This window comes from Pseudomonas sp. NPDC088890 (genome assembly GCF_044900155.1).
GTDB lineage: Bacteria > Pseudomonadota > Gammaproteobacteria > Pseudomonadales > Pseudomonadaceae > Aquipseudomonas > Aquipseudomonas urmiensis.
In genome coordinates, this window is record NZ_JBJDNG010000013.1 from 97041 (window position 1) to 121170 (window position 24130).

General features: G+C 61.8%; 24 protein-coding genes. 10 read left to right on the forward strand and 14 right to left on the reverse strand.

Features of this window, described 5'->3' with window-relative positions; all coding sequences use genetic code 11:
- Positions 1–26: 26 nt before the first annotated feature.
- Positions 27–542, forward strand: coding sequence for an N-acetyltransferase family protein (locus ACI2JX_RS22150; protein ID WP_368971290.1), 516 nt, complete (start codon positions 27–29; stop codon positions 540–542).
- Positions 543–1296: 754 nt separating this feature from the next.
- On the opposite strand, the gene ACI2JX_RS22155 is transcribed toward ACI2JX_RS22150, so the two are convergent.
- Together ACI2JX_RS22155 and cbpA are read right to left on the reverse strand one after the other, a co-directional pair.
- Positions 1297–1602, reverse strand: a complete 306-nt coding sequence (locus ACI2JX_RS22155; protein WP_264235523.1) for a chaperone modulator CbpM — start codon at positions 1600–1602, stop codon at positions 1297–1299.
- Positions 1603–1604: 2 nt separating this feature from the next.
- A complete protein-coding gene (gene cbpA, locus ACI2JX_RS22160; protein ID WP_264235522.1) occupies positions 1605–2570 on the reverse strand; it encodes a curved DNA-binding protein in 966 nt (321 codons plus the stop codon).
- Positions 2571–2733: 163 nt separating this feature from the next.
- Between cbpA and ACI2JX_RS22165 the strand changes: the two genes are divergently transcribed.
- On the forward strand, positions 2734–4005 hold the full coding sequence (locus ACI2JX_RS22165; protein ID WP_186555566.1) for an Hsp70 family protein: 1272 nt from the start codon (positions 2734–2736) through the stop codon (positions 4003–4005).
- Positions 4006–4183: 178 nt separating this feature from the next.
- On the opposite strand, the gene ACI2JX_RS22170 is transcribed toward ACI2JX_RS22165, so the two are convergent.
- From ACI2JX_RS22170 to ACI2JX_RS22180, 3 genes are all read right to left on the reverse strand, one after another.
- The gene (locus ACI2JX_RS22170; RefSeq protein WP_264235520.1) at positions 4184–5191 is read right to left on the reverse strand and encodes an AI-2E family transporter; all 1008 of its coding nucleotides are present in this window, start codon (positions 5189–5191) and stop codon (positions 4184–4186) included.
- A gap of 71 nt (positions 5192–5262) precedes the next feature.
- Complete coding sequence (locus ACI2JX_RS22175) at positions 5263–5535, reverse strand: PsiF family protein (RefSeq protein ID WP_186555568.1); 273 nt, start codon at positions 5533–5535, stop codon at positions 5263–5265.
- Positions 5536–5609: 74 nt separating this feature from the next.
- On the reverse strand, positions 5610–6395 hold the full coding sequence (locus ACI2JX_RS22180; RefSeq protein WP_404690991.1) for an AraC family transcriptional regulator: 786 nt from the start codon (positions 6393–6395) through the stop codon (positions 5610–5612).
- Between the two features lie 165 nt (positions 6396–6560).
- On the opposite strand from ACI2JX_RS22180, the gene ACI2JX_RS22185 reads away from it, so the two are divergent.
- Entirely contained in the window at positions 6561–7454 is an 894-nt protein-coding gene (locus ACI2JX_RS22185; protein ID WP_186555570.1) for a DMT family transporter, read from the forward strand.
- Here ACI2JX_RS22185 and ACI2JX_RS22190 read toward each other — a convergent pair.
- The gene (locus ACI2JX_RS22190) at positions 7435–8325 is read right to left on the reverse strand and encodes an alpha/beta fold hydrolase (protein WP_404690992.1); all 891 of its coding nucleotides are present in this window, start codon (positions 8323–8325) and stop codon (positions 7435–7437) included. The genes ACI2JX_RS22185 and ACI2JX_RS22190 overlap by 20 nt on opposite strands.
- Positions 8326–8446: 121 nt before the next feature.
- On the opposite strand from ACI2JX_RS22190, the gene osmE reads away from it, so the two are divergent.
- Both osmE and ACI2JX_RS22200 read left to right on the forward strand, forming a co-directional pair.
- The gene (gene osmE, locus ACI2JX_RS22195) at positions 8447–8788 is read left to right on the forward strand and encodes an osmotically-inducible lipoprotein OsmE (RefSeq protein ID WP_186555572.1); all 342 of its coding nucleotides are present in this window, start codon (positions 8447–8449) and stop codon (positions 8786–8788) included.
- Between the two features lie 43 nt (positions 8789–8831).
- The gene (locus ACI2JX_RS22200; protein WP_186555573.1) at positions 8832–9362 is read left to right on the forward strand and encodes a bacterioferritin; all 531 of its coding nucleotides are present in this window, start codon (positions 8832–8834) and stop codon (positions 9360–9362) included.
- A 103-nt stretch (positions 9363–9465) separates the two neighbouring features.
- Here the strand turns inward: ACI2JX_RS22200 and ACI2JX_RS22205 are convergent, their stop codons facing one another.
- Entirely contained in the window at positions 9466–11529 is a 2064-nt protein-coding gene (locus tag ACI2JX_RS22205) for an AsmA family protein (protein ID WP_404690993.1), read from the reverse strand.
- 341 nt (positions 11530–11870) lie between these two features.
- Here ACI2JX_RS22205 and ACI2JX_RS22210 point away from each other — a divergent pair, with 341 nt between their 5' ends.
- The 3 genes from ACI2JX_RS22210 (at position 11871) to ACI2JX_RS22220 (ending at position 14241) form a co-directional block, all read left to right on the forward strand.
- Positions 11871–12281, forward strand: a complete 411-nt coding sequence (locus tag ACI2JX_RS22210; RefSeq protein WP_264236783.1) for a phage infection protein — start codon at positions 11871–11873, stop codon at positions 12279–12281.
- Positions 12282–12402: 121 nt separating this feature from the next.
- The gene (locus tag ACI2JX_RS22215) at positions 12403–13035 is read left to right on the forward strand and encodes a TetR family transcriptional regulator (RefSeq protein ID WP_186555576.1); all 633 of its coding nucleotides are present in this window, start codon (positions 12403–12405) and stop codon (positions 13033–13035) included.
- A gap of 96 nt (positions 13036–13131) precedes the next feature.
- Entirely contained in the window at positions 13132–14241 is a 1110-nt protein-coding gene (locus ACI2JX_RS22220) for an AGE family epimerase/isomerase (protein WP_404690994.1), read from the forward strand.
- Between the two features lie 75 nt (positions 14242–14316).
- Here the strand turns inward: ACI2JX_RS22220 and ACI2JX_RS22225 are convergent, their stop codons facing one another.
- From ACI2JX_RS22225 to ACI2JX_RS22250, 6 genes are all read right to left on the reverse strand, one after another.
- Complete coding sequence (locus tag ACI2JX_RS22225; RefSeq protein WP_404690995.1) at positions 14317–15084, reverse strand: SDR family oxidoreductase; 768 nt, start codon at positions 15082–15084, stop codon at positions 14317–14319.
- 597 nt (positions 15085–15681) lie between these two features.
- Positions 15682–16398, reverse strand: a complete 717-nt coding sequence (locus tag ACI2JX_RS22230) for an ABC transporter ATP-binding protein (protein ID WP_264236779.1) — start codon at positions 16396–16398, stop codon at positions 15682–15684.
- Complete coding sequence (locus tag ACI2JX_RS22235) at positions 16395–17270, reverse strand: ABC transporter ATP-binding protein (protein WP_186555580.1); 876 nt, start codon at positions 17268–17270, stop codon at positions 16395–16397. Before ACI2JX_RS22235 ends, ACI2JX_RS22230 begins: the two co-directional genes overlap by 4 nt.
- Entirely contained in the window at positions 17267–18556 is a 1290-nt protein-coding gene (gene livM, locus ACI2JX_RS22240) for a high-affinity branched-chain amino acid ABC transporter permease LivM (protein ID WP_264236777.1), read from the reverse strand. Before livM ends, ACI2JX_RS22235 begins: the two co-directional genes overlap by 4 nt.
- 2 nt (positions 18557–18558) lie before the next feature.
- Complete coding sequence (locus ACI2JX_RS22245) at positions 18559–19473, reverse strand: ABC transporter permease subunit (protein ID WP_186555582.1); 915 nt, start codon at positions 19471–19473, stop codon at positions 18559–18561.
- Between the two features lie 153 nt (positions 19474–19626).
- Positions 19627–20763: a branched-chain amino acid ABC transporter substrate-binding protein gene (locus ACI2JX_RS22250; RefSeq protein WP_264236776.1), complete on the reverse strand. Its 1137-nt coding sequence runs from the start codon at positions 20761–20763 to the stop codon at positions 19627–19629.
- Between the two features lie 540 nt (positions 20764–21303).
- Between ACI2JX_RS22250 and pncB the strand changes: the two genes are divergently transcribed.
- Both pncB and nadE read left to right on the forward strand, forming a co-directional pair.
- Positions 21304–22509, forward strand: a complete 1206-nt coding sequence (pncB, locus tag ACI2JX_RS22255) for a nicotinate phosphoribosyltransferase (RefSeq protein ID WP_404690996.1) — start codon at positions 21304–21306, stop codon at positions 22507–22509.
- 3 nt (positions 22510–22512) lie between these two features.
- Positions 22513–23340, forward strand: a complete 828-nt coding sequence (nadE, locus tag ACI2JX_RS22260; RefSeq protein WP_186555585.1) for an ammonia-dependent NAD(+) synthetase — start codon at positions 22513–22515, stop codon at positions 23338–23340.
- Positions 23341–23460: 120 nt separating this feature from the next.
- Here nadE and azu read toward each other — a convergent pair whose 3' ends face one another.
- The gene (azu, locus tag ACI2JX_RS22265) at positions 23461–23910 is read right to left on the reverse strand and encodes an azurin (RefSeq protein ID WP_264236774.1); all 450 of its coding nucleotides are present in this window, start codon (positions 23908–23910) and stop codon (positions 23461–23463) included.
- Positions 23911–24130 lie beyond the last annotated feature (220 nt).

The following is a 24130-nucleotide window of genomic DNA, read 5'->3' on the forward strand; positions in this document are numbered from 1 at the left end:
TCCATTCCCCCTGCGAGACGCTTGTCATGAGTTACGAGATCCGCGATGCCCTGCCAGGCGATGTGCCGGGCATCCTCGACATCTACAACGATGCCGTGCGCAACACCACGGCGATATGGAATGAAACCCCGGTCGACCTGGCCAACCGCCAAGCCTGGTTTGCGGCGCGGGCGCAGCAGGCTTATCCGATCCTGGTGGCGGTGGATGCCAGTGGCGTGCTGGGTTATGCCTCGTTTGGCGACTGGCGGCCGTTCGAAGGGTTTCGCTACACCGTCGAGCATTCGGTATACGTGCGCGATGACCAGCGCGGCAAGGGCCTGGGCCCGGTGCTGATGCAGGCACTGCTGGAACGGGCACGGGCGTGTGGCAAGCATGTGATGGTGGCCGCGATCGAAAGTGGCAATGCGGCGTCGGTGCGCCTGCATGAGCGGCTGGGGTTCGTGATCACCGGGCAGATGGCGCAGGTGGGGGTGAAGTTTGGCCGCTGGCTGGATTTGACCTTCATGCAGCTGGTGCTAAATCCGGGTGCCGATCCAACCTGAGTTCCGTGTTGGATTCTTCGCGGGCAAGCCCGCTCCCACAGAGGCCGCACAACACTCATCGCCTGTGCAGCACCTGTGGGAGCGGGCTTGCCCGCGAAGAGGCCGGTACAGGCGACATAACATCTCCCACAGAGGCCGCACAACACTCGAGGCCTGTGCAGCACCTGTGGGAGCGGGCTTGCCCGCGAAGAGGCCGGTACAGGCGACATAACATCTCCCACAGAGGCCGCACAACACTCATGGTCTGTGCAGCACCTGTGGGAGCGGGCTTGCCCGCGAAGAGGCCGGTACAGGCGACATCACATCTCCCACAGAGGCCGCACAACACTCGAGGCCTGTGCAGCACCTGTGGGAGCGGGCTTGCCCGCGAAGAGGCCGGTACAGGCGACATCACATCGTCCACAGAGGCCGCACAACACTCATGGCCTGTGCAGCACCTGGGGGAGCGGGCTTGCCCGCGAAGAGGCCGGTACAGGCGACATAACTTCTCCCACAGAGGCCGCACAACACTCAAGGCCTGTGCAGCACCTGTGGGAGCGGGCTTGCCCGCGAAGAGGCCGGTACAGGCGACATAACATCTCCCACAGAGGCCGCACAACACTCATGGCTTGTGCAGCACCTGTGGGAGCGGGCTTGCCCGCGAAGAGGCCGGTACAGGCGACATAACTTCTCCCACAGAGGCCGCACAACACTCATGGCCTGTGCAGCACCTGTGGGAGCGGGCTTGCCCGCGAAGAGGCCGGTACAGGCGACATCACATCTGGATGAATCTACCCAACCGCTGCCGGAGCATGCTGTTCTCACTGCGCAGATGCTGCACTTCTTCAAGCAGTTCCAGCGCCAGCGCTACCCCTTCCCACTCCAGCTCAAGCTGATCATGCAGCTTCACCGCACGCTTGACCGTCACCGGCGCGCGGTCGTCGAACAGCCAGTCTTCAGGCGTTCGCCCTGAAGGTTCAACAATCCCATGTTCGACGATTTCGATCACACAGTCGGCCGAAAGGTTGGCTTCCTGACAGAGGGTACGCATGTCCAGTTGAACGATCAGGGTGCTACTCATGATCAACTACTCCATTGTGTCCTCGGATTGAACGCGGCTTTCTCGGAGAGCTTGCTCCACAATTCGCGGGTCTCGGCATCCGACTGGGTCGGCATGACCACCTTGAGCTGGGCGTACAAGTCACCACGCTCGCCGTGCTTGGTCGCCAGGCCCCGGCCCTTGATCCGCAGGCGCTGGCCGCTCTGGCTGTCGGGGCGGATGGTCAGGTTGATCTTGCCGCTCAGGGTCGGCACTTCAACCTTGGTACCCAGCGCAGCCTCCCACGGAGCCAGCGGCACGGTGATGATCAGGTCATGACCTTCGACATCGAACAGCGGGTGCGGTGCCATGCGAATGGTCAGGAACAAGTCGCCATTGGCGCCGCCGCCGACACCGGGCGCGCCTTGGCCTTTGAGGCGGATACGCTCGCCGTCGGCAACGCCGGCTGGAATCTTGACGTTGAGGGTCTTGGTGGTGAACCCGGTACGCTGGCCGGCGCCATTGGTCTGCGGGACCTGGAAGCTGATCTGCTTGGACTCATTGTTCAGCGTCTCTTCAAGAAAGACTGCCAGCTCCAGTTCCACGTCCTGCCCTCGCCTGCCCGCGCTACGTTGTTGTTGCTGCTGGCCACGACCGAACGGGCTGCCGCCACGGGCGCCGAAGATCGAGCTGAAGAAATCCGAGAAATCGCCGCCTTCGAAGCCACCGCCAGCCCCCGCGCCTCCCCGGCTCTGCCAGCCAGGGGGGGCCTGGAACGGCCGGCCATGTTGGCCGCCATACTTGCGGATCTCGTCGAATTCGGCGCGTTTCTGCGCGTCGCCGAGCACTTCGTAGGCCTCGTTGGCCTCTTTGAACTTGTCCTCGGCGTCGCGCTCCTTGCTGACATCGGGGTGATACTTGCGCGCCAGCTTGCGGTACGCGGCCTTGATCGCCTTGTCGTCCGCAGTAGGCTCTACGCCGAGTATCTTGTAATAGTCTTTGAAGTCCATCTATGGATCACCAATGAGAAATTGCACGTTGCTTCTGAAGATAGGGGTCAAGCATAGCCTTTCAAGGGCCGCTTGGGGTTGCTCGAGAGCAGACGACTGGTCTTGATTCTGCTGGCCACTGGCATAAACTGCGCGGCCGTTTTGCCTCCGGAAGCTATTTTTCATGTCCGACGTATCCCCGGCCCGCGCCCTGGGCATCGACTTTGGTACCTCCAACTCCACGGTCGGCTGGCACCGCCCGGGTGCCGAATCGCTGATCGCCCTGGAAGAAGGCAAGATCACCTTGCCCTCGGTGGTCTTCTTCAATATCGAGGAGCGTCGCCCGGTATACGGCCGCCTGGCCCTGCACGAATACCTGGAAGGCTACGAAGGGCGCTTGATGCGCTCGCTCAAGAGCCTGCTCGGCTCCAAGCTGATCAAGCACGATACCAGCGTGCTGGGCACCGCGCTGCCGTTCAAGGACCTGCTGGGGATGTTCATCGGCGAGCTGAAAAAGCGTGCCGAGGCCGCTGCCGGCCGTGAGTTCGAGCAGGTGGTACTGGGCCGTCCGGTGTTCTTCGTCGATGAAGACCCGGCTGCCGACCAGGAGGCCGAGGACACCCTGGCCGACGTCGCGCGCAAGATCGGCTTCAAGGACGTGTCGTTCCAATACGAGCCAATCGCTGCGGCCTTCGACTATGAGTCGGGCATCGACCGCGAAGAGCTGGTGCTGATCGTCGACATCGGCGGGGGTACTTCCGACTTCTCGCTGATCCGCCTGTCGCCGGAACGTCATCTGCTGGATGAGCGCCAGAGCGACATCCTCGCCACTGGCGGTGTGCACATCGGCGGGACCGACTTCGACAAACAGCTGAGCCTGCAGGGCGTGATGCCGCTGTTCGGATATGGCAGCCGGATGAAGAGCGGCGCCCTGATGCCGACCAGCTACCACCTGAACCTGGCGACGTGGCACACCATCAACTCGGTGTATTCGCAGAAATCGCAGCTGGCGTTGGGCAGCATGCGCTATGACATCGAAGACGCGTTGGGTATCGACCGCCTGTTCAAGGTCATCGAGCAGCGCGCCGGGCACTGGCTGGCTATGGAAGTGGAAGCCAGCAAGATCGAACTGACCGAGCAGCCGAGCCGGCGCATCGACATGCGGCGGATCGAGCCTGAGCTGGGCGTGGAGCTGACTCGGGCGGTGTTCGAGGAGGCCATCGACGGTTTGCTGGAGCGGGTACGCGGCAGTGTCAGCGAGTTGCTGAACAAGGCCGGGGTCACTGAGAGCCAGGTGGATACGGTGTTCTTTACCGGTGGTTCGAGCGGGATTCCGGCGCTGCGTAACAGCGTGGCGGCGATGCTGCCCAATGCCCGGCATGTCGAAGGCAATATCTTTGGCAGCATTGGTAGTGGTCTGGCAATCGAGGCGCGCAAGCGCTACGGAACTGTCTGAGTCATTTCGCCAGTCTGTCCCGGCCTCTTCGCGGGCAAGCCCGCTCCCACAGGTTCAGCGTTGTTCTGATGATTGCGCTGAACCAAATTTCACAGGCTCAGCAGCGTAGTAACCGTTGCACTGAACCCTGTGGGAGCGGGCTTGCCCGCGAAGAGGCAGGTACTGACGAACTCAACCCTCAGACCAACTCAGCCCGGCGCAACTCACTCTTCAAATAGGCGTAGTAGATCGGCCCCGCCACCACCCCCGGTAAACCAAACGCCGCCTCGAACACCAGCATGGCCAAGAGCAATTCCCACGACTTGGCACTGATCTGCCCACCCACGATCCGCGCGTTGAGGAAATACTCGACCTTGTGGATCACGATCAGGTAACCCAACGCCGCCACCGCCACCCAGATCGACAGCGACAGGCCAACGATGGTGATCAGGGTGTTGGACATCAGGTTGCCGATCACCGGCAGCAGCCCCAGCAGGAAGGTCAACACGATCAGGGTCTTGGTCAGCGGCAGGTGCACGCCGAACATCGGCAACACCACCGCCAGGAAGATCCCGGTGAAGAAGGTGTTGAGCAGGGAAATCTTGATCTGGGCGAAAACAATATTGCGAAACGCCTGGACCAACAGGCTCAGACGCTCGAACAGCGCGGCGGCCAGTGGTTTGCGCCGGGAAATGTCCGGGATACGCTGCAAGGCGACGATGGCGCCGAGAATCATGCCGATCAGCAAGGTGACGAACATGTGCGCCATGCCCTTGCCTACCAGCTGCAGCTCACCCAGATGGCTCTTGAGCCAGTCACCAATCGCCACTTTGAACTCGGCCGCACTGGCCGGCAGGTAGCCTTCGATGAACGGCGGCAGCTGGCCACGGGCGCGCTCAACCAGGCCCATGAACTTGTCCAACGAGGCGCCAGGGTTCTCCGCTTCGTGCAGCAGGAAGCTGAAAGCGCCGGCAATCAACAGGGTCAGGGTAGTGACGACCAGGGTGCCCAGCAGCGCCACGGCCAGCCAGCGCGCACGCTGCCCGGCGATCAATGGCTGCAACCTGGGGGTAAGCATGTTGACCAGTTCGAAAACCAGCAGGCCGGCCAGCAGGCTCGGCAGCAACTTCAGCGGCAGCGCCAGCAGCAGGCCGGCAAACACGATGATCCAGCTGGCCAGGGTGACTTGGCGAGGGGTGAAAGTCATACAGCCTCAGGGGCAGACAGCGGAAAAGATCCGCAGTCTGCCAGCCTTCGCCCGGCAAACATAGGCGCAGGTCATTTCTTCTTCAGGCAGTCGCTCATGTAGGCCTTGCGCTCATCGCCCTTGAGCGCCTTTTCGGTCGCGGTGGCGTTGCAGCTCTTCATCTTTTCCTGCTGGGTGGCTTTCAGGCATTTGCTCATGAACGCCTTGCGCTCATCGCCCTTGAGGGTTTGCTCGGTAGCCTCGGCATTGCAGGTCTTCATTTTTTCCTGCTGGGCAGTGGCGGCGAATCCCTGTGCACTGATCAGCACACCCAACACCAGCAACGGCACTTGCAGCATCTTCATGGAGTGGTCTCCTTGTCTCCGCGCCCGATGCACGGACATGCGCCTGAGTGTAGCCAACAATGGCCACCCCCTGCTCAGGCCGCGCGCGCCTGCCGGCGATACTGCTGCGGCGTGCAGTGCGCCTGGCGCTGGAACATGGCGATGAACGCCGAGGCGCTGCTGTAACCAAGATCGAAGGCGATCGACTGGATCGGCGTGCCGACCTCCAGCGCCTCGATCGCGCGCAAGAAGCGCAAGCGCAGCCGCCACTCGCCAAAGCTCATGCCCAGCTCGCGCAGAAACTGCCGGGCCAGGGTGCGCTCGCTGACATGGATGCGCGCGGCCCAGTCGGCCAAGGGGCGGTTGTCGCCTGGCTCGGCGCTGAGGGCGTCGAGGATCTGGCTCAAGCCTTCGCTGCGGGCGAACGGCAGGTAGCAGGCCTGGGTCGGCGACAGGTGCAGCTGATCGAGCAGGACTTGGGTCAGGCGCAGGTCGCATTGATCCTGGGCGACCTTGAGGTCGCGACGGGCAAAATCGCTGAGGATCGCCTTGAGGATGTCGCTGATCACCAGGCTACAGGGCTGCTGCGGCAAGTCGTGGCACAGGTCGCGGTGCAGATAGACCGAGCGATAGACGATGGCCTGGGGGTTGTAACAACCATGCTCGCAGCCGGGCGGCACCCACACCGCCAGATGCGGCGGTGAGATGAAGCGCTGGCCGTCGACATCCAGGTGCATCACGCCGTGGGCGGCGTAGTTGAGCTGGCCCCAGGTGTGGCGATGGGGCGCGCTGATGGTGTCGGCGCCGAATTCGTCGTAGCGAAAGTAGACCGGGGCAGGGAGCTGGTCGAACTGGGGGATGTCGAGGTATTTGCCGGCCATTGTCTGGATCTAGGGGTGGGTTGTCTGGATACGAGTATAGGTCTGCATACAGACAGAAGGATAATGGCGGTCATCGTGGGAGCGGGCTTGCACCGCGATAGCGGCAGTGAACTCACCACCGCAGCCTGCTCCCACGCTCATCGTTAGCCAAAGAGCCCCCGCTACATGAACTACGCATTCCCCCTCATGGCCATCCTCATCTGGGCCGGCAACACAGTAGTCACCAAGCTCTCGGCCGGTGCCATCTTCCCGGCCGAAATCGGTTTCTACCGCTGGCTGCTGGCTGGCCTGCTGTTCACCCCGTTCCTGCTGCCCAAGGTCTGGCGCAATTGGCCGGCAATCCGCCCGCACCTGGGCAAGATCTTCATCCTCGGCATCCTCGGCATGGCCCTGTACCAGAGCCTGGCCTACTTCGCCGCAGAGATCACCAGCGCCACCAACATGGGCATCATTCTCTCGCTGATGCCGTTGATGTCCCTGGCCCTGTCGATCGCCTGGCTCGGCCAGCGGCTGACCTTCGGCGCACTGCTGGGGGCGCTGGTGTCCTTCGTTGGGGTCCTGGAAGTGGTGTCGGCCGGCCACCCGCTGGGGTTGCTCGACCAGGGTTTGAATCGCGGCGACCTGTTGATGCTGGTGGCGACCTTCGCCTACGCCCTGTACAGCTTCCTGCTGAAGAAGTGGCAATTGCGCCTGCCGCCGTTGCAGTTGCTGTACCTGCAAGTGCTGGTGGCAATCATCGTACTGCTGCCGCTGTTCCTGCTGTCGGCGAAAACCGGGCTCAACCCACACAACCTCAGCCTGGTGCTGTACGCCTGCGTACTGGCCTCGATGATCGCCCCGCTACTGTGGATGCAGGCCGTGCATCGCCTGGGGCCAAGCCGCACGACCTTGTTCTTCAACCTGCTGCCGGTAGTGACGGCGCTGATCGCCGCCTGGGTGCTGGACGAACAGCTGGCCGCCTATCACCTGTATGGCGGCCTGCTGACCCTGGCCGGGGTACTGCTCGCCGAGCGTTGGACCACCCCCGTACGCCGCGCCGCTACAGCCCGGCAGCCTTGAGCCGAGCGGCGTGTTCGGTGAACAGTCGCACCGGCTCGGCGCCCTTGCCGACCGCGCCCAGTGACTGGTTGACGATGTCCAGGTGATCCAGCGGATAGTCATCGCCGATCACCTGGCCCAGGTGCGAGCTGTTGCGCCCGACCATGCCGTCACATTGGCCCTTCTCGCGCTCGAAGGTGCGGGCGAACAAGCGGCAGAAGCGGTTACTGCCATCGAAGCGATTGCGTCCTTGATCAGTGCGCCCTGGTTGCAGGGTGCCGGACCAGGAGTAGTAGCGCACGCCATTGACTTCATACGCGCCCTCGCCACCCCACACCTCTGGCAGGCCCTGTGGATAAGCCTGGTTGAAGCGAGCCACGCCATGGTGGGTCAGCGATTGATGCGAGGCGTGCACATCGATTGGCAGTGGATCGCGGCGCCAACCTGTCTCCAGCCACACCAGCAACACTGCCAAGCCATGTAGCAGAGCCTTGAGGATGCGTCCGTGGGGTGAGTCGCCAGGTGCCTTGTGATCGAGGTAATCGGCCAGCTCCGAGCCATGATTGGGGCCTGCCACCGAGGTCACCGAGGCCACTCGGTCTGGCCGCTTGGCCGCCGCATAGCGGGCGCTCAGCGCGCCCTGGCTGTGGCCGATCAAATTGACCCGCTCAGCCCCGGTACGCTGGCAGATGTCCTCGATGATCGCCAGCAACTGCTCCCCGCGCACTTCGCTCGAATGCAGCGGCGACACCTGCACCGGGAACACCTGCGCGCCACCTTTACGCAACGCGGTGACGATGCCGAACCAATAGGGATAGAGCAGCAGCCGCACAAAGCCGAGCATTCCCGGCACCAGCACCAACGGGTAACGCGTGGCCAGATCCTGGTTCATCGCCCATCCCTCTCCATGGTCAGTCGGCCAACACTAGCGCCATGTCGATGAACATCGCAATCGAACTCCTGGCGCGTCGTGCGGTTCCAAACCAAACAGACCCTGAGCAAGGAGCGGGACCATGTACAAGCAGACCCTGGCAATCCTTCTGGCCAGCGCCACTCTGGCCGCCTGCGGCAGCCGCCCAGAGAACCCGGTCGACTACGTCACCTACCGCGATGAACCGCTGGTCAAGCAGGTCGAACACGGCATGACCATGCAGAAGGTGATTGCCATCGGCGGCAGCCCATCGAATGTCATCGATCTGCCCCACGGCGGCACCTGCAACGACTACATCCTCAACCGCGACGGCCACCAACAGCCCTACTACGTGCGCTTCGATGCCACTGGCCATGTCGACGCCAAGGGCTTCAAGACCTGCAAGCAACGAGAAGAGGACAAGGAAGCCGTGCCCGGCGCCTGAGCCCTCCTGACACCCTGACCACCCTGAATCTTCGGAGATAACCATGAGCAACGTTGAACTGACCGATGTGAAAACCCTGCGCGAGCGTGCCCGCCAGCATGTCGAGCAAGGGGCGGTGACCGAGGGCTACAGCGCTGATCGCGAGAAGATCCTGCGTGTGCTCAACGAGTCGCTGGCAACCGAGCTGGTATGTGTCCTGCGCTACAAGCGCCATTACTTCATGGCCAGTGGTATCAAGGCCAGTGTTGCTGCCGCGGAGTTTCTCGAGCACGCCAACCAAGAGTCGGAGCATGCCGACAAGCTGGCCGAGCGGATCGTCCAGCTGGGCGGCGAGCCGGACTTCAATCCGGACAACCTGAGCAAGAACTCGCATGCACAGTACGTGGCGGGTAACTCGCTGAAGGAAATGGTGCTGGAAGACCTGGTGGCTGAACGCATCGCGATCGATAGCTATCGCGAGATCATTCAGTTCATTGGTGAGAGTGACCCAACGACTCGGCGGATCTTCGAGGACATCCTGGCGCAGGAAGAAGAGCACGCCGATGACATGGCGGATCTGCTCCAAGGCCTTTGATTCAAACCCTTACGGGGGAGCGGGCTTGCCCCGCGATAGCGTCGGTGAATTCACTATCGCTATCGCGGGGCAAGCCCGCTCCCACGTATGTGTACGATTCGCTTCACTTCTTGGCTTTGACCGCCGTCGGCGCCTTCCCCGCCCGCATCTGCTCCAGTAGCGGCGTACACTGATTAGGCACATCGCCACTCGGCGCAATCAGCGCCAACAACCCCGCCGCAGGCCCTACAGCAAGCCCCAACGCCACCATCCCTGCCCCACGCAATGCCAGCGGCACTGCCTGCACGCCAGCATTGGGTTTGGCAAACGGCCCGCGCACGTACAAGGGCGAGCGCAGCGAGAACAAGCGCACCCCCTTCGACTCCGGGGTAATCTTCAGATCCAACTGCTCGCTGGCAAAGTTGGCCGTGCCGTTGACGTAGATGATCGCGTTCTCGGTATCGAAGACGAACAGCCGGGTGGTCGCCAGGCCATCCTTGATACCGACATCCGCCGCAGCGCAGTTGATCCTCACATCCTTGTCGCCAAACAACTTGTCGACCACATAGTTACCCACGTTCAGCCCGGCGATCTCCATCAGGCTGCGGCTGATCGCGCCATCGTTGATCAACAGGCGCAGATCGCCGTTGGAAGTACCCAGCAGGGCCGCCACCGAATTGCCCCGGCCACTCAAGTCGGCATCGCCATTGAGCTCACCAAAGCTGGTCTGCATCGGCGCAAAGCTGGGGAACAATTGCTTGAGCTTGAAGCCCCGGGCAGTGAGCTTGGCTCGGCCCTGCAAGGGCACACTGCGCCCATCGAGGCGGATGTTCGACGCCAGGTTGCCACCTGCCACGCCAAAGCGCAGCGGCTCAAGGCGCAGCACGCCATCCTCCAACAGGACATGGGCCGAAAGGTCGTTGAACGGCAATTGCTCGCTGTGCACGATACGCTTGCCGCTGAAGCTGACGTCAGCGTCCATGGCGCGCCAGCGCTCAGTGCGAAACTCTTCGACCGGCAGCACCTTGCCGGTGGGCTGCTTGCTGGCACCGCCACGAGCCTTCTGCTCGGCGTTGGAGTCAGCGCCGATCAGCGGCGCCAAATCCTTGAACAACAGCTGGTTGGAGACCAACTTGCCAGTCAACTTCGGCCGCGGTTGGCTGGCGACGAAGGCCAGGTCACCATGGATGTCACTGTCGCCGATCTTGCCGTTGAAGCCTTCGTAGCTGAACCGCGCGCCTTTAGGCGCATGCAGGTTGGCGAGCAAGTGGCCGTCGGTGGAATAGGCCGGGGTATCCGGCAAGGTCACGCCGGTCAGCGGATAGAGATTGCCCAGGCTGCTCCCCGCCAGGCGCAGGCGCAGGTCGAGCGCGCCCAGGTTACGTGGGTCGGTGAGCGTGCCGGCGAGCACCACATGGGTGTCGGCAATGCGCACATCCGCTTGCAGCGGGAACGGCTGGCGGGCGTCCTGCAGGGCCAACAGGCCACCGATCTTGCCGGTACCGGACACCGGCTGGCCCTTGTAGCGGCCTTGCGCCTTGAGGCCGAAGGCATAGTCCTGGGCGCCACCGGCTTTCTCGGCGCTGGCCTTGCCGACGATCTCGCTGAACGGGATTGGCTTGCCCAGTGGATCGATCTGCACCTTCATGCTGGTTTTCAGGGTCTGGTCATCGAAGCTGACGTTGCCCTGGTCGAAACCGATGGCGCCGATGTCCAGCACCCATTTCGACGGCTCGGCGTTTTCATCTTTCGGGCCGAAATCGAAGGTCCAGTTGGCACGGCCATCAGCCAGCCGATTGAGGTTGGCAGTAGGCTTGGTCAGGTCGATGCGCGGAATGACGATCTGCTGGAACATCAGCGGTAACGGCGAGAGGCGGAATTCAACCTTCTCCAGGCCGACCATGGTGGGCTCCTTGAGCCAGTCAGGGTTGCCCAGAGTCAGGTCTTCGGCGATGAAGTGCGGCCAGGGCACCCAGGCTCGCCAACCGCCCTCTTCAGGCTCCGTGCGCCACTGCACAGCGAGGTTGCCGTTGATCGCGAAGGGCCGGTGCAAGGCCTCGGAGACCTTCTCGTTGAGCAGCGGCTTGGCGCGATTCCAATCGAACGTGGCGATGACCACCACCAGTATCGCCAGCACGGTGATCAGGCTGGTGAAGATCCAGGTGAAGATTCTGGCAGGGCGCGTCATTGCGTAATTCTCCTGACTGCATGGCACAAGGCGGGCACGACGATGGCACTTAGTATGTCGGACTGATGAAAAGCTGCGGGGTTTAATCGAACAACCCATGATAACCAAGAATTTCCTGACACCCCTCTCAGCTTTTGGTCTGTTCCCAGCTCGGCTGTTACCCATCGAGCCAACCATTAAATCGCCACCTAAGCCCCAGAAACACGCGAGATAGACGGGTCGCAACTGAGTATCAATACCGTCGATTGTTACCATTAGCCTTATGAACTTTTCTCTGGAGTTACCGGGAGTAGCATTGGCTTCGTACCCACTTTCCAGCCCCCCAGAGGAGCACCGAAATCATGAAACGCCATCTGCTGCTGAGCCTGACCCTGTCCATCGCCGCCGCCAACGCCTTCGCCCTGCCCGCTCAGGATCAACACCTGACCGCCGAATCGCGTTCGAGCTCGGCTACAGTTGCCCAACCGCTGAACACCTTGGCCGAAGGTGGCGCTGAACGCTTGCAGGAACGTGCAGCGCGCGTTGCCGAAGGTGGCTCGGATCGCCTGATCGAACGCACTGGTCGGGTTGCCGAAGGTGGCTCGGATCGCCTGATCGAACGCACTGGCCGGGTTGCCGAAGGTGGCTCGGATCGCCTGATCGAACGCACTGGCCGGGTTGCCGAGGGTGGCTCGGATCGCCTGATCGAACGCACTGGCCGGGTTGCCGAAGGTGGCTCGGATCGTCTGGTTGAAATCAGCCGTATGAGCTGATCGCCATGGCCGAAAAGAACAACCCTCGACACTGCGCCTGCTATCCTCCAAGCCCGGTCCATTGACCGGGCTTTGTTTTTTTATCCAGAATGCCCAGCCGTACAGTCACAGAATCCTGCCCATGCTGCCGCGCGCCGAACAGAAGCTCCAGACCCGCCAGGCCCTGCTCGATGCCGCCTGCCAGTTGATGGAAAGTGGCCGCGGGTTCGGCAGCATCAGCCTGCGCGAAGTGGCCAAGACCGCTGGCATCGTGCCAACTGGCTTCTATCGACACTTCCCGGACATGGACGCCCTCGGCCTGGCGCTGGTCGAAGAGGTCGACGCCACCTTCCGCCACGCCATCCGCCTGGTGCGACAAAACGAATTCGAGCTAGGCGGCATTACCGATGCCTCGGTGCGGATCTTCCTCGACATGGTTGCTGCCCACCGCGCCCAGTTCCTGTTCCTCGCCCGCGAGCAATACGGCGGTTCGCAGCCGGTGCGCCAGGCCATCGCCAGGTTGCGCCAGGACATCAGCTCGGACCTGGCCACCGACCTCGGCCTGATGCCACGCTGGAAGCACCTGGACGCAGCCGCGCTAAGCGTGATGGCCGATCTGGTGGTCAAGACCGTGTTCGCCACCCTGCCCGAACTGATCGACAGCCCCGACCCGCTGGACCCGCAGCCGCTGACCGCGCAGGAAAAGATCACTCAACAGCTGCGCTTCATCTTTGTCGGTGCGCGCCATTGGCAGGGACTTAGCCCTTCGCCTTGAAGCAGACATTTTCGCCCCTTGCATGCGCCTGAGAATCAAGAGTCATTCACCAGTTCTGCTACCATGGCGCACTGCCCGATTGCGACGAGCGCTTCCATGTCCGACCCCCGCCCCACCCTGCCCGAGCTGACCACCCGCCTGGCCCGCTTCCGCCAGCATTTTGCCGAGCGGATCGTGCCGCTGTGGCAGGGTCCGGGGTGGAATGCCGAGCTGGCGCTGCCCTTTGAGGCGCTCGACGCACAGCATCAGCCACTGCCGGTACAGCGCTACCGCGCCATGGCCGTCGCTCGTCAGCTGTACCTGTTCAGTAGCCGCATCGAGCAACCGGGCGCAGCCGAGCGGGCCGCAGCGCTGTTTCGTTCCCTGCAACGGCACTTTCACGACGCCGAACACGGCGGGTGGTTCTACAGCGTCGACGCCGCCGGCCAGCCACTGGACCGCCGCAAAGACCTGTACACCCACGCCTTCATCGTCTTCGCCTGTGCCCATTACTTGGGCAAGGTGCGCGAGAGTCTGGTCGAGTCCACGCTCAACGCCGCGCTGGAAATCGTCGCCGAGCGCTTCGCTCGCGACGACGGCTTGTATGAAGCGAGCCTTGCCGAGGACTGGTCGGACCTGGGCAGCGGCCCATTGCAGAATCCACAGATGCACTTGGCCGAAGCCTTCCTGCAGACCTTGCAAGTACGTGACGACGCAGCGGTTCAGCAGGCCTTGCTGCAGCTGTGCGAGGCGCTGCAAACGCACTTCATCGAGCCCGAACAGGGCCTGATGCTGGAAAAACCGCGCGGCGCTGTGGATAACTGGTTCGAGCCGGGCCATCAGTTCGAATGGTTCTTCCTGCTCGATACCTCGCCACTGCTGCGTGACAGCCCGCTGCACGTGTCCATCAGCCGGGCATTCGGCTACGCCGAGCAGTATGGGGTGAAGGATTCAGCGGTTCTGGCGATGCTGGATGTCGAGGGCAAAGTCATCGACCCGACCCAACGCATTTGGGCCAAGGCGGAATATCTGCGGGCATTGGCCTTGCGTGCAGGCAGTGATGGCAAGTTGCTGGAGCAGTTGGTCGCGATGGAAGAGCAATTCCTGCACGCCGGTGGCTGGAACGAATGCCTGGATGCCAGCGGCACCGTCAGCCGGCATGACATGCCGTCGACGACGCCTTATCACTTGGCGACTTGCCTGGAAGGCTTGCAGCGGTTGAGCTGAAGCTATCGCGGGGCAAGTCCGCTCCAGGGTGTCGCTATCCCTGTCGGAGCGGGCTTGCCCGCGCTGGTCTTAAAATCAGCCCTTGGCCGAACGATCGATCGAGAACCCGGCCCAATCCTGGCTCACTGGCATCAGCTCCAGGCTGTTGATGTTGATATGCGCCGGCTGATTGAGAATCCAGAAGATGGTCTCGGCGATGTCCTGCGGCTGGATCGCTTCGGCGCCAGCGTAGGTGGCGTCGTACTTGGCCTGGTCGCCACCAAAGCGCACCAGCGAGAACTCACTTTCGCACAGCCCCGGTTCGATGTTGCTGACGCGCACGCCCGTGCCGCGCAGGTCGCAGCGCAGGCTCAGCGAGAACTGGCCGACGAAAGCCTTGGTGCCGCCATACACGTGGCTGCCCGGATACGGATAGTTGCCAGCCACCGAGCCGACGTTGAGGATCGACGCACCGCGACCATGGGCGATCAGCCGTGGCAGCAGCAAGCGGGTGGTGTACATCAGGCCTTTGATGTTGGTGTCGACCATGGTTTCCCAATCGTCCAGATCGCACTTCTGCGCCGGGTCCGCGCCCAGCGCCAAGCCTGCGTTGTTGACCAGTCCGCGCAGCTTGTCGAAGGCCGGCGGCAGGTTGGCGATGGCTTGCTCCATGGCCGCGCGATCACGCACGTCGACAACGATGCCATGCACTTCGGTCTTGGCCGAGAGTTCGGCACACAGCGCATCCAGGCGCTCTTTACGTCGGCCAGTCAGGACCAGTTTCCAGCCGGCATCGGCAAACAGACGGGCAGTCGCCTCGCCAAAACCAGAAGTGGCACCTGTGATGAATAGGGTGGACGTCATGCGGTTCTCCTTCGCAATAAGGGGGTCGTCGACAGGCCTTGAAGCATGCCCGCCACTGGCGGCGCCAGCAAGCCGTTTTGTACCCTGCTCAAAAAACGTACAAACCTGGCAAAGCCTTGTAGCAGAGGGGAGCGCGCGGGCTATGCGCATGTTATCCACAGGGCTTTCCCCACAGAATGGGGGCAACTTGTCAGGGGAGTGAATGGATGTTCAGGCAAGCAGCCTGGGGATATCCCATCGCTGATGGCGCAAGGCTTTCAGCGGTGCCGCTTGCAGCAGTCTGTCCAAGGCTTTTGCACAGAGTTATCCACAGATAGTTGGCGTTTGGTGGGGGCCTGCGAAGGGATAAGTTATCCCAAGAAAATCAAGCACAAACAGCGCTTGATCAAAAAACGAACAGATCTTTGCAGGCCTTGATAATCGTGGCTCACAGCGGAGTGCCACCATGTTTTCCACAGGCGGTTCCACATTATCCGGGGACAATTTTGTGCCTGTGGAAACAATGACTTGGAGCGGGGTTCTGAGGTGGCTCTGGCGAGATATGCGACAAGTTGTCCACATGGCCGTTGGCACAGGGCCGCAGCGCGGCCCCGAACCTCAATGCCCGCCCAGATAAGCGTTACGCACCTCTTCGTTGACCAACAACTCCTGCCCCGTTCCGGTCATGCGAATCTGCCCGTTGACCATCACATAGGCGCGGTCAGACAGCTTCAGCGCATGGTTGGCGTTCTGCTCGACCAGAAAGATGGTCATCCCGGTCTTGGCCAGCTCGCGCAAGGTGGCAAAGATCTGCTTGACCACGATCGGCGCCAGCCCCAGCGACGGCTCATCGAGCAACAGCAACTTGGGCCGGCTCATCAACGCCCGGGCAATCGCCAACATCTGCTGTTCACCACCGGACATGGTCATGGCGCGTTGGGTCCGGCGCTCTTTCAAGCGTGGAAACAGCTCGTACATGCGCTGCATGTCCTCGGCGGCATGCTTATCCCCAATGGGAATGGTGCCCATCATCAGGTTTTCCTCGACGGTCATGTCGGGGAACACCCGCCGCCCTTCCGGCGACTGGGCAATGCCGTTGGAGGCGATGTAGTGCGACGACTTGCGGGTGATATCGGTGCCACGGTAGACAATCTGCCCAGACGCCGCGCGCGGCTGGCCGAAGATCGACATCAGCAAGGTCGACTTGCCCGCGCCGTTGGCGCCGATCAGGCTGACCGTCTCGCCCTCGTTGATGTGCATCGAGACTTTCTTCAGCGCCTGGATTGGCCCGTAGAACACGTCCAGGTCCTTCAGTTCGAGAATGGGTGCACTCATACCAGTTCCTCTTCGTCTGCACCCAGGTAGGCGGCGATCACAGTCGGGTTGTGGCGGATTTCCTGCGGGGCGCCTTCGGCGATGACGTTGCCGTGGTCGAGTACCACAATGTGGTCGGAGATACTCATGACCATGCCCATGTCATGCTCGATCAGCACCACGGTAATGTCGTGCTCATCACGCAGCACGCGGATCATGCGGCTGAGCGCCTCGGTCTCCTGCGGGTTGAGGCCGGCGGCGGGTTCGTCCAGGCAGATGATCTTCGGCCGCGTGCACATGGCCCGGGCGATCTCCAGGCGGCGTTGTTGACCGTAGGACAGTTCGCCCGCCAGGCGGTTGGCGCAGTCAACCAGATCGACCACTTCCAGCCAGTAGAAGGCGTGATCCAGAGCATCGCTTTCGGCCTTGCGATAACTCTTGGTGTTGAGCACCCCGGCCAGTAGATTGCGGTTGACCCACATGTGCTGGGCCACCAACAGGTTCTCCACCACCGACATTTCCTTGAACAGGCGAATGTTCTGGAAGGTCCGCGCCAAGCCTGCGCGATTGACCAGATGGGTGCCGCCGAACATCTTGTAGTACAGGCGGTTGGCAAAGCGCGCAGGCGAGACGAAGTCGGTTGGTTGGAAGCGCTCGCCGAGCAGCTGGATCACGTCGGTGCGGTTACCCCGCACATTCAGCTCGATGCGCCCGCCACTGGCCTTGTAGAAGCCGGTCAGGCAATTGAACACGGTGGTCTTGCCAGCGCCGTTGGGGCCGATCAAGGCGAAGATCTGGTTGCGCTTGACCTGCAGGCTGACATCGCTGAGCGCCTTGATGCCGCCGAACTGCATCATCAGGTGTTCGACCGAAAGAATGATTTCGTCGCTCATGGCGCCACTCCTTTACGCGGGACTACCCCGGTGCGGCTGATGCGAATCAGCCCACGCGGTCGCCAGATCATCATCAGCACCATCAGCACGCCGAACAGCAGTACCCGGTATTCGGAGAAACTGCGCAGCAGCTCCGGTGCCACGGTCAGCACGAATGCGGCGATCACCACGCCAACGGTCGAACCCATGCCACCGAGCACCACGATCGCCAGGATCAGCGCCGACTCGAAGAAGGTGAACGAGGACGGGTTGACGAAGCCTTGGTAGGTGGCGAAGAACACCCCGGCAAGGCCGGCTGTGGACGCACCGATGGTGAACGCCGAAAGCTTGACCAGCACGTGGTTCAGGCCCATTGAGCGGCAGGCGATCTCGTCTTCGCGCAGCGCTTCCCAGGCGCGCCCGACCGGCATGCGGGTCAGTCGGTGCTTGATGTACAGCACCGCCAGCACCACCAGGAACAGCACGATGTAGATGAACAGGAATTTGATATTGGGGTTGTAGTCGATCCCGAAGAACTCGTGAAACGGCACCCCGCCGTCCTTGGCCCGGCGACCGAACTCAAGGCCCAGGAACGTTGGCGACGGCGCCGGCATGCCGTTCGGTCCACCGGTGAATGACAGCCAGTTGTTCAGCACCAGCCGGATGATCTCGCCAAAGCCCAGGGTCACGATAGCCAGGTAGTCACCGTGCATGCGTAGCACCGGGAAGCCCAATATGCAGCCGGCGAGCGCCGCCGCGATGGCCGCCAGCGGCAGCACGCTCCAGAAGCCCAAGCCCAGGTATTGGTAGCCCAGCGCCAGGCCATAAGCGCCGATGGCGTAGAACGCCACATAGCCCAGGTCGAGCAGGCCGGCCAGACCGACCACGATGTTCAAGCCCAAACCCAGCAACACGTAGATCAGGCCGAGGATGACCACAGTCAGCAGATACTTGTTGGCGAAGATCGGGAACACGATCGCGATCACGATCAGCGCCGGGATGACGTAGCGCAGCCGCGACTTGTAGTCGGGCGCCAGCACATGCACACCCGAGCCGCCACTTTCAAAGCCTTGCAGCATGCGCTGGCCGGTGCCGCTCTGGAAGAACACGCTGAGCAGGAAGCGCCCCACCATCACCCCGCCGACCAGCCAGGCGACACGGCTTGGCTCGGCATTGAAGGTGTAGCCATCGAGCACCACGCCGACCACCGGGCCGAACACGATCAGTGCCAGCAAGCCCGCGACGATGGTCTCCAGCAGGCTGCGTTTGATATCGAAACCGGAAGAAGCAGTATTGGCAGTGGACATGTTCACACCTTAGCCACGAGCGGGCGACCCAGCAGGCCTTGGGGACGGAAGATGAGGATCAGCACCAGCAGCGAGAAGCTGAACACGTCCTTGTAGTCGGAGTTGATCAGGCCGGAGAACAGCGACTCGGAGATCCCCAGGATGATCCCGCCGAGCATCGCGCCGGGCAGCGAGCCGATCCCGCCGAGTACGGCGGCGGTGAAGGCCTTGATGCCGATGATGAAGCCGGCATAGAAGTCGAAGGTGCCGTAGTTCATGGTGATCAGCACGCCGGCCAGGGCGGCCATCACCGCACCGATGACGAACACATAGGAGATCACCCGGTCGGTGTTGATGCCCAGGATCGAGGCCATCTTACGGTCTTGCTGAGTGGCGCGGCACATACGCCCAAGCTTGGTGTACTTGATCACATAGGTCAGCAGGGCCATGCCGGCGAAGGCTGCGATCAGGATGAAGATCTTGGTGTAGGTCAGCTGCACGAAGCCCGTGCCGACTTCGACGCGCCAGGCGCCTTCAAGCAGGGTTGGCACGCCTTGCTGGCGAGCACCCTGGCTGATCTGCGCGTAGTTCTGCAGGATCAGCGAGATCCCGATGGCGCTGATCAGCGGCGCCAGGCGGGTGGAGTTACGCAGGGGTTTGTAGGCGATGCGCTCGATGGTGAAGCCGTAGACGCCGGTGACCACCACGGTGAACAACAGCGTGCCGAGCATCAGCAGCGGGAAGGACTCGATACCGAAATAAGCCAGCAATGCCAGGCTGATCGCCGCGAGGTACGCGGAGATCATGTACACCTCGCCGTGCGCGAAGTTGATCATGCCGATAATGCCATAGACCATTGTGTAGCCGATGGCGATCAAGCCATAGACCGACCCGAGGGTCAGGCCATTGACCAGTTGCTGCAGGAAAATACCATCCATAACGCAATCTCGCTGAGTGAGATTGCACGAGCGCCGACCACGGCGGGCCTGGCATACAGCGGCCCTCGCAGCGCAGAACTGGTGCACATCTACGGATAAAGACAGGTACCGCGGGGCGTCGGCCCGGACGGCTGTCCGGGCCTTGGGCCTTTATTATTTTTGTTTATCCAGCTGGTGGTACTTGCCGTTGGCATCCCACTGGTAGACCACGTAGTCGGAGACGGTCAGGTCACCCTTGCTGTCCCACTTCTTCTCGCCCATGACGGTCTGCACCGGGTTGGCCTTGAGCCACTTGGCAGCGTCTTCACCCTTGTTCGACTTGGCGCCGTTGAACGCGGCGGCGAGCGCCTGGACCGAGGCGTAGGCGTACAGGGTGTAGCCTTCAGGTTCGGTGCCGGCTTTGCGGAACTCTTCCACCACCGCCTTGCTGTCTGGCAGCAGACGCGGGTCGGCGCCGAAGGTCATGTACACGCCATTGGTGTATTGGGCGCCACCTGCGGTGGACACCAGTTCATCGGTGACGATGCCGTCATCGGACATGAACGCCACATCCTTCAGGCCTGCTTCACGCAGTTGGCGTACCAGTGGACCGGCTTCCGGGTGCAGGCCACCGAAGTAGACGACATCGGCGCCCGCGCCGCGGATCTTGGTGACCACTGCGCTGAAATCTTTCTCGCCACGGGTCAGGCCTTCGTACAGCACCGGCTTGACGCCACGCTTCTCCAGCTGCGCCTTGGTGGCGTCGGCCAGGCCTTGGCCGTAGGTATCCTTGTCGTGCAGGACTACGACTTTCTTGCCCTTGAGCACGTCGACGATGTAGTCGCCGGCAACGATGCCCTGCTGGTCGTCACGGCCACACATGCGGAACATCGCCGACAGGCCGCGCTCGGTGACCTGCGGGTTGGTCGAACCTGGGGTGATGGCGATGACACCGGCTTCGTCATACACCTCCGATGCCGGAATGGTATTGGACGAGCAGAAGTGTCCGACCACACCGACCACCTTGTCCTGGTCGACCAGGCGGTTGGCCACGGCCACGGCCTGTTTCGGCTCGCAGGCGTCGTCGCCTTTTACCAGTTGGATTTTCTCGCCATTGACGCCACCTGCCGCGTTGATCTTGTCAGCCGCTGCTTGCGCACCTTTCATGTATTGCTCGCCAAACGCTGCGTTGGCACCAGTCATTGGGCCTGCGACGCCGATCTTGATGTCGGCCTGAACATACGAAGAAACACCCAGTGCCGTAGCTACGGCCAGAGCCAGGAAACCTTTCTTGTAAAACGTCTGCGACATGAGGTGGTGCTCCTAGAGTTTTTTTTGGTTGGCACTACAACTTTCAGCGCCTTGCTCCGAGCAAGGGCCGTGCCATTGGTTTTGGATTTCGAGCAAACACACCGGGCAGGCTGGTTAGAGGCGACTGGCGGGCTTTCTTTATTGAGCGTGCAACCGTCTGGCATAGGTCAGGCGCCACCACGCGATCACTAAAGGAGCAACCATCGAGTGCCATCATTGCAACCTCGACAAGTGTTAACGTGCAACCAGCCTGTAACAGCTGACGTCACCGAAGTGCACACAGCTGGTGCGTGACTGCTACGGGGGGCACTGTTTGAAGGCTAGCTGGTGCTGGCAGAATCATCCGGCTTTTGGCATTTACAGCCCTATCGCGGGGCCAGCCCGCTCCCATGGGCAATGCTTTATGGCCTATTGCCCAGTGCGGGCTTGCTCCGCGATAGGGCTCCAGCTACTCCTTTTGCGCGCAAAGGCTGGCACAATGGCCGCCATTCCCGCGCGCTTGCGCCGTTTTCAGCGAGCGCCGCCGACCTGGAGCCTTCCATGAGCGAGAGCGCATTCGCCGAGCGCATCGTGCACAACCTGCTCGACACCGACTTCTACAAGCTGACGATGATGCAGGCGGTGCTGCACAACTACCCGGATGCCGATGTCGAATGGGAGTTTCGCTGCCGCAACGGCGAAGACCTGCGCCCTTATCTGGACGAGATCCGCAATCAGATCGAGCTGCTCAGCGAGATGACCCTGGATGCAGGCCAGGCCGAGTTTCTTGAGCGCATCAGCTTCCTCAAGCCGGATTTCCTGCGCTTTCTGCGGCTATTCCGCTTCAACCTGCGCTACCTGTGGCTGGGCATCGAGAACGACCAGCTGAGCCTGCGCCTGCGCGGCCCGTGGCTGCATGTGATGCTGTTCGAAGTGCCGCTACTGGCGATCATCAGCGAGGTGCGCAACCGCCACCTGCACCCACGCATGCGCCTGAGCGACGCCCGCGACCAGCTCTATCGCAAGTTCGACTGGCTGCAAGCGCACGCCAGCGCCGATGAACTGGCCGAGCTGAAGGTAGCCGATTTCGGCACCCGCCGACGCTTCTCCAGCCGCGTCCAGGAAGAGATGGTACGTGTGCTGCGCGATGATTTCCCGGCACGCTTCGTCGGCACCAGCAATGTCAATCTGGCATGGAAACTGGATATCAAGCCGTTGGGCACCATGGCCCACGAGTGGATCATGGCCCACCAGCAGCTCGGCCCACGGCTGATCGACAGCCAGATCGCCGCGCTGGATTGCTGGGTTCGCGAGTACCGCGGATTGCTCGGCATCGCCCTGACCGATTGCATCACCATGGATGCCTTCCTGCGCGATTTCGACCTGTACTTTGCCAAGCTGTTCGATGGCCTGCGCCACGACTCGGGTGAACCGGTGGCCTGGGCGGAAAAAGCCATCGCCCATTACCAGCAACTGGGTATCGACCCGATGACCAAGACCCTGGTGTTCTCCGATGGCCTCAACCTGACCCGCTCGCTGGAGATCTTCCGCGCCTTGCGCGGGCGCATCAACGTCAGCTTTGGTATCGGCACCAACTTGACCTGCGACCTGCCTGGGGTGGCGCCGATGAACATCGTGCTTAAAATGACCGACTGCAATGGCTCGCCGGTGGCGAAGATCTCCGACGAAGCCGCCAAGACCCAATGCCGTGACGAGAACTTCGTCGCCTACATGCGCCACGTTTTCAAAGTCCCCCACAAGGAGTAATCCATGCAAGCCGTCCAGCGAGAGATTGCCCAGCAGCTCAAGGTGCAGCCGCCGTTCGCCGACGCCGCCGCGCTCGAAGCCGAAGTTGCCCGGCGCGTGGCCTTCATCAAGGATTGCCTGGCCAATGCCCGGCTCAAGACCCTGGTCCTGGGCATCAGTGGTGGCGTCGACTCGCTGACCGCCGCCCTGCTTGCCCAGCGCACCGTCACCGAACTGCGCGCCGAAACTGGCGATCAAGGCTATCGCTTCATCGCCGTACGCCTGCCGTATCAGGTGCAGCATGACGAGCACGATGCCCAAGCGTGCCTGGACGTGATCAAGGCCGATGAGGTGCATACCGTCGACATCGCCCCTGCGGTGCGGGCCTTGGCGCTGGAAGTCAAAGCGCTGGAAGGCGGCTCGCCGACCCTGGTCGACTTCGTCGTCGGCAACACCAAGGCGCGGATGCGCATGGTCGCCCAGTACACCATCGCCGGCGCACGCGCGGGCCTGGTGATCGGCACTGATCACGCAGCCGAAGCAGTGATGGGCTTTTTCACCAAGTTCGGTGATGGTGCCTGCGACCTGGCCCCTTTGAGTGGCCTGGTAAAAAACCAGGTACGCGCCATCGCCCGTAGCTTCGGGGCGCCGGAATCGTTGGTAGAGAAAGTGCCGACGGCGGATCTGGAAGACCTCGAACCGGGCAAGCCGGATGAGGCGTCACATGGCGTGACCTACCAGCAGATCGATGCGTTCCTGCATGGCGAACCGGTCAGCCAGGAGGCATTCGACATCATCGTCAACACCTACCGTAAGACCCAGCACAAGCGCGAGTTGCCGTTCGCGCCGTAACACGCGAACTGCAATACCTGACGTGAGAGCGGGCTTGTCCCGCGATAGCGAGGGTGGATTCACCCACACTATCGCGGGGCAAGCCCGCTCCCCCATTAGGTTACGCAGCAAGCATCAGGCTTACTTGACGATGACTTTGCCTTTCATCATCGAGATATGGCCTGGGAAGGTGCAGAAGAAGCTGTAGTCGCCGCCAGCTTCCAGCTTGGAAGTGTCGAACTTGACTTCGGTTTCCTTCTCCGGCGCACCAATCATCGCGGTGTGGGCGATGATATTGGCGTTGTCTTCCTTCAGGTAACCCTTGTCGATGCCCTGGGTCATGCCTTCCGTGGCGATGGCCTGCATGTCAGCGGTCTTGCTGATCACCAGGTTGTGGCCCATGACGTTCTTCGGCAGCTTGCCCGAGTGGGTCAGCTTGACGGTGAACTCTTTGCAGCTCTTGTCGACGGTGAATTCCTTGCTGGTGTAGGACATCTGGTCAGTCGACTCGACCGTCACAGAGCACTCGGCCGCGAACACAGAAGCGCTGGCGAGGGTCAGCAGGGATACCGCTACAGCTTTCGCAAACATCGTGAATCTCCTTGGCAGGGGTTTATCAATTGCGAGACTGCCTGAACCCGGTACGAACGTCCCTGATGTGCATCAAGGAGGTGTCCACTGGCCAGCCAGTTGATTTGTTCTATGGATTGTATACAACCAATCTAAGTGCACATCATGCCCTCTAAGTAGACGATGGGACAACCTCTCATTTAGGAGCAAATGACATGTCCCTTGGTAGTTTCATGAACAG

Coding starts and splice junctions, on each gene's coding strand:
- ACI2JX_RS22165 (WP_186555566.1), top strand. CDS start 2,734: ATGTCCGACGTATCCCCGGCCCGCGCCCTGGGCATCGACTTTGGTACC.
- ACI2JX_RS22205 (WP_404690993.1), bottom strand. CDS start 11,529: ATGACGCGCCCTGCCAGAATCTTCACCTGGATCTTCACCAGCCTGATC.
- ACI2JX_RS22200 (WP_186555573.1), top strand. CDS start 8,832: ATGAGCAACGTTGAACTGACCGATGTGAAAACCCTGCGCGAGCGTGCC.
- ACI2JX_RS22235 (WP_186555580.1), bottom strand. CDS start 17,270: ATGAGCGACGAAATCATTCTTTCGGTCGAACACCTGATGATGCAGTTC.
- ACI2JX_RS22155 (WP_264235523.1), bottom strand. CDS start 1,602: ATGAGTAGCACCCTGATCGTTCAACTGGACATGCGTACCCTCTGTCAG.
- ACI2JX_RS22230 (WP_264236779.1), bottom strand. CDS start 16,398: ATGAGTGCACCCATTCTCGAACTGAAGGACCTGGACGTGTTCTACGGG.
- ACI2JX_RS22250 (WP_264236776.1), bottom strand. CDS start 20,763: ATGTCGCAGACGTTTTACAAGAAAGGTTTCCTGGCTCTGGCCGTAGCT.
- pncB (WP_404690996.1), top strand. CDS start 21,304: ATGAGCGAGAGCGCATTCGCCGAGCGCATCGTGCACAACCTGCTCGAC.
- ACI2JX_RS22245 (WP_186555582.1), bottom strand. CDS start 19,473: ATGGATGGTATTTTCCTGCAGCAACTGGTCAATGGCCTGACCCTCGGG.
- ACI2JX_RS22180 (WP_404690991.1), bottom strand. CDS start 6,395: ATGGCCGGCAAATACCTCGACATCCCCCAGTTCGACCAGCTCCCTGCC.
- ACI2JX_RS22215 (WP_186555576.1), top strand. CDS start 12,403: ATGCTGCCGCGCGCCGAACAGAAGCTCCAGACCCGCCAGGCCCTGCTC.
- ACI2JX_RS22225 (WP_404690995.1), bottom strand. CDS start 15,084: ATGACGTCCACCCTATTCATCACAGGTGCCACTTCTGGTTTTGGCGAG.
- ACI2JX_RS22190 (WP_404690992.1), bottom strand. CDS start 8,325: ATGAACCAGGATCTGGCCACGCGTTACCCGTTGGTGCTGGTGCCGGGA.
- ACI2JX_RS22150 (WP_368971290.1), top strand. CDS start 27: ATGAGTTACGAGATCCGCGATGCCCTGCCAGGCGATGTGCCGGGCATC.
- livM (WP_264236777.1), bottom strand. CDS start 18,556: ATGTCCACTGCCAATACTGCTTCTTCCGGTTTCGATATCAAACGCAGC.
- azu (WP_264236774.1), bottom strand. CDS start 23,910: ATGTTTGCGAAAGCTGTAGCGGTATCCCTGCTGACCCTCGCCAGCGCT.
- ACI2JX_RS22175 (WP_186555568.1), bottom strand. CDS start 5,535: ATGAAGATGCTGCAAGTGCCGTTGCTGGTGTTGGGTGTGCTGATCAGT.
- nadE (WP_186555585.1), top strand. CDS start 22,513: ATGCAAGCCGTCCAGCGAGAGATTGCCCAGCAGCTCAAGGTGCAGCCG.
- osmE (WP_186555572.1), top strand. CDS start 8,447: ATGTACAAGCAGACCCTGGCAATCCTTCTGGCCAGCGCCACTCTGGCC.
- ACI2JX_RS22170 (WP_264235520.1), bottom strand. CDS start 5,191: ATGACTTTCACCCCTCGCCAAGTCACCCTGGCCAGCTGGATCATCGTG.
- cbpA (WP_264235522.1), bottom strand. CDS start 2,570: ATGGACTTCAAAGACTATTACAAGATACTCGGCGTAGAGCCTACTGCG.
- ACI2JX_RS22210 (WP_264236783.1), top strand. CDS start 11,871: ATGAAACGCCATCTGCTGCTGAGCCTGACCCTGTCCATCGCCGCCGCC.
- ACI2JX_RS22185 (WP_186555570.1), top strand. CDS start 6,561: ATGAACTACGCATTCCCCCTCATGGCCATCCTCATCTGGGCCGGCAAC.
- ACI2JX_RS22220 (WP_404690994.1), top strand. CDS start 13,132: ATGTCCGACCCCCGCCCCACCCTGCCCGAGCTGACCACCCGCCTGGCC.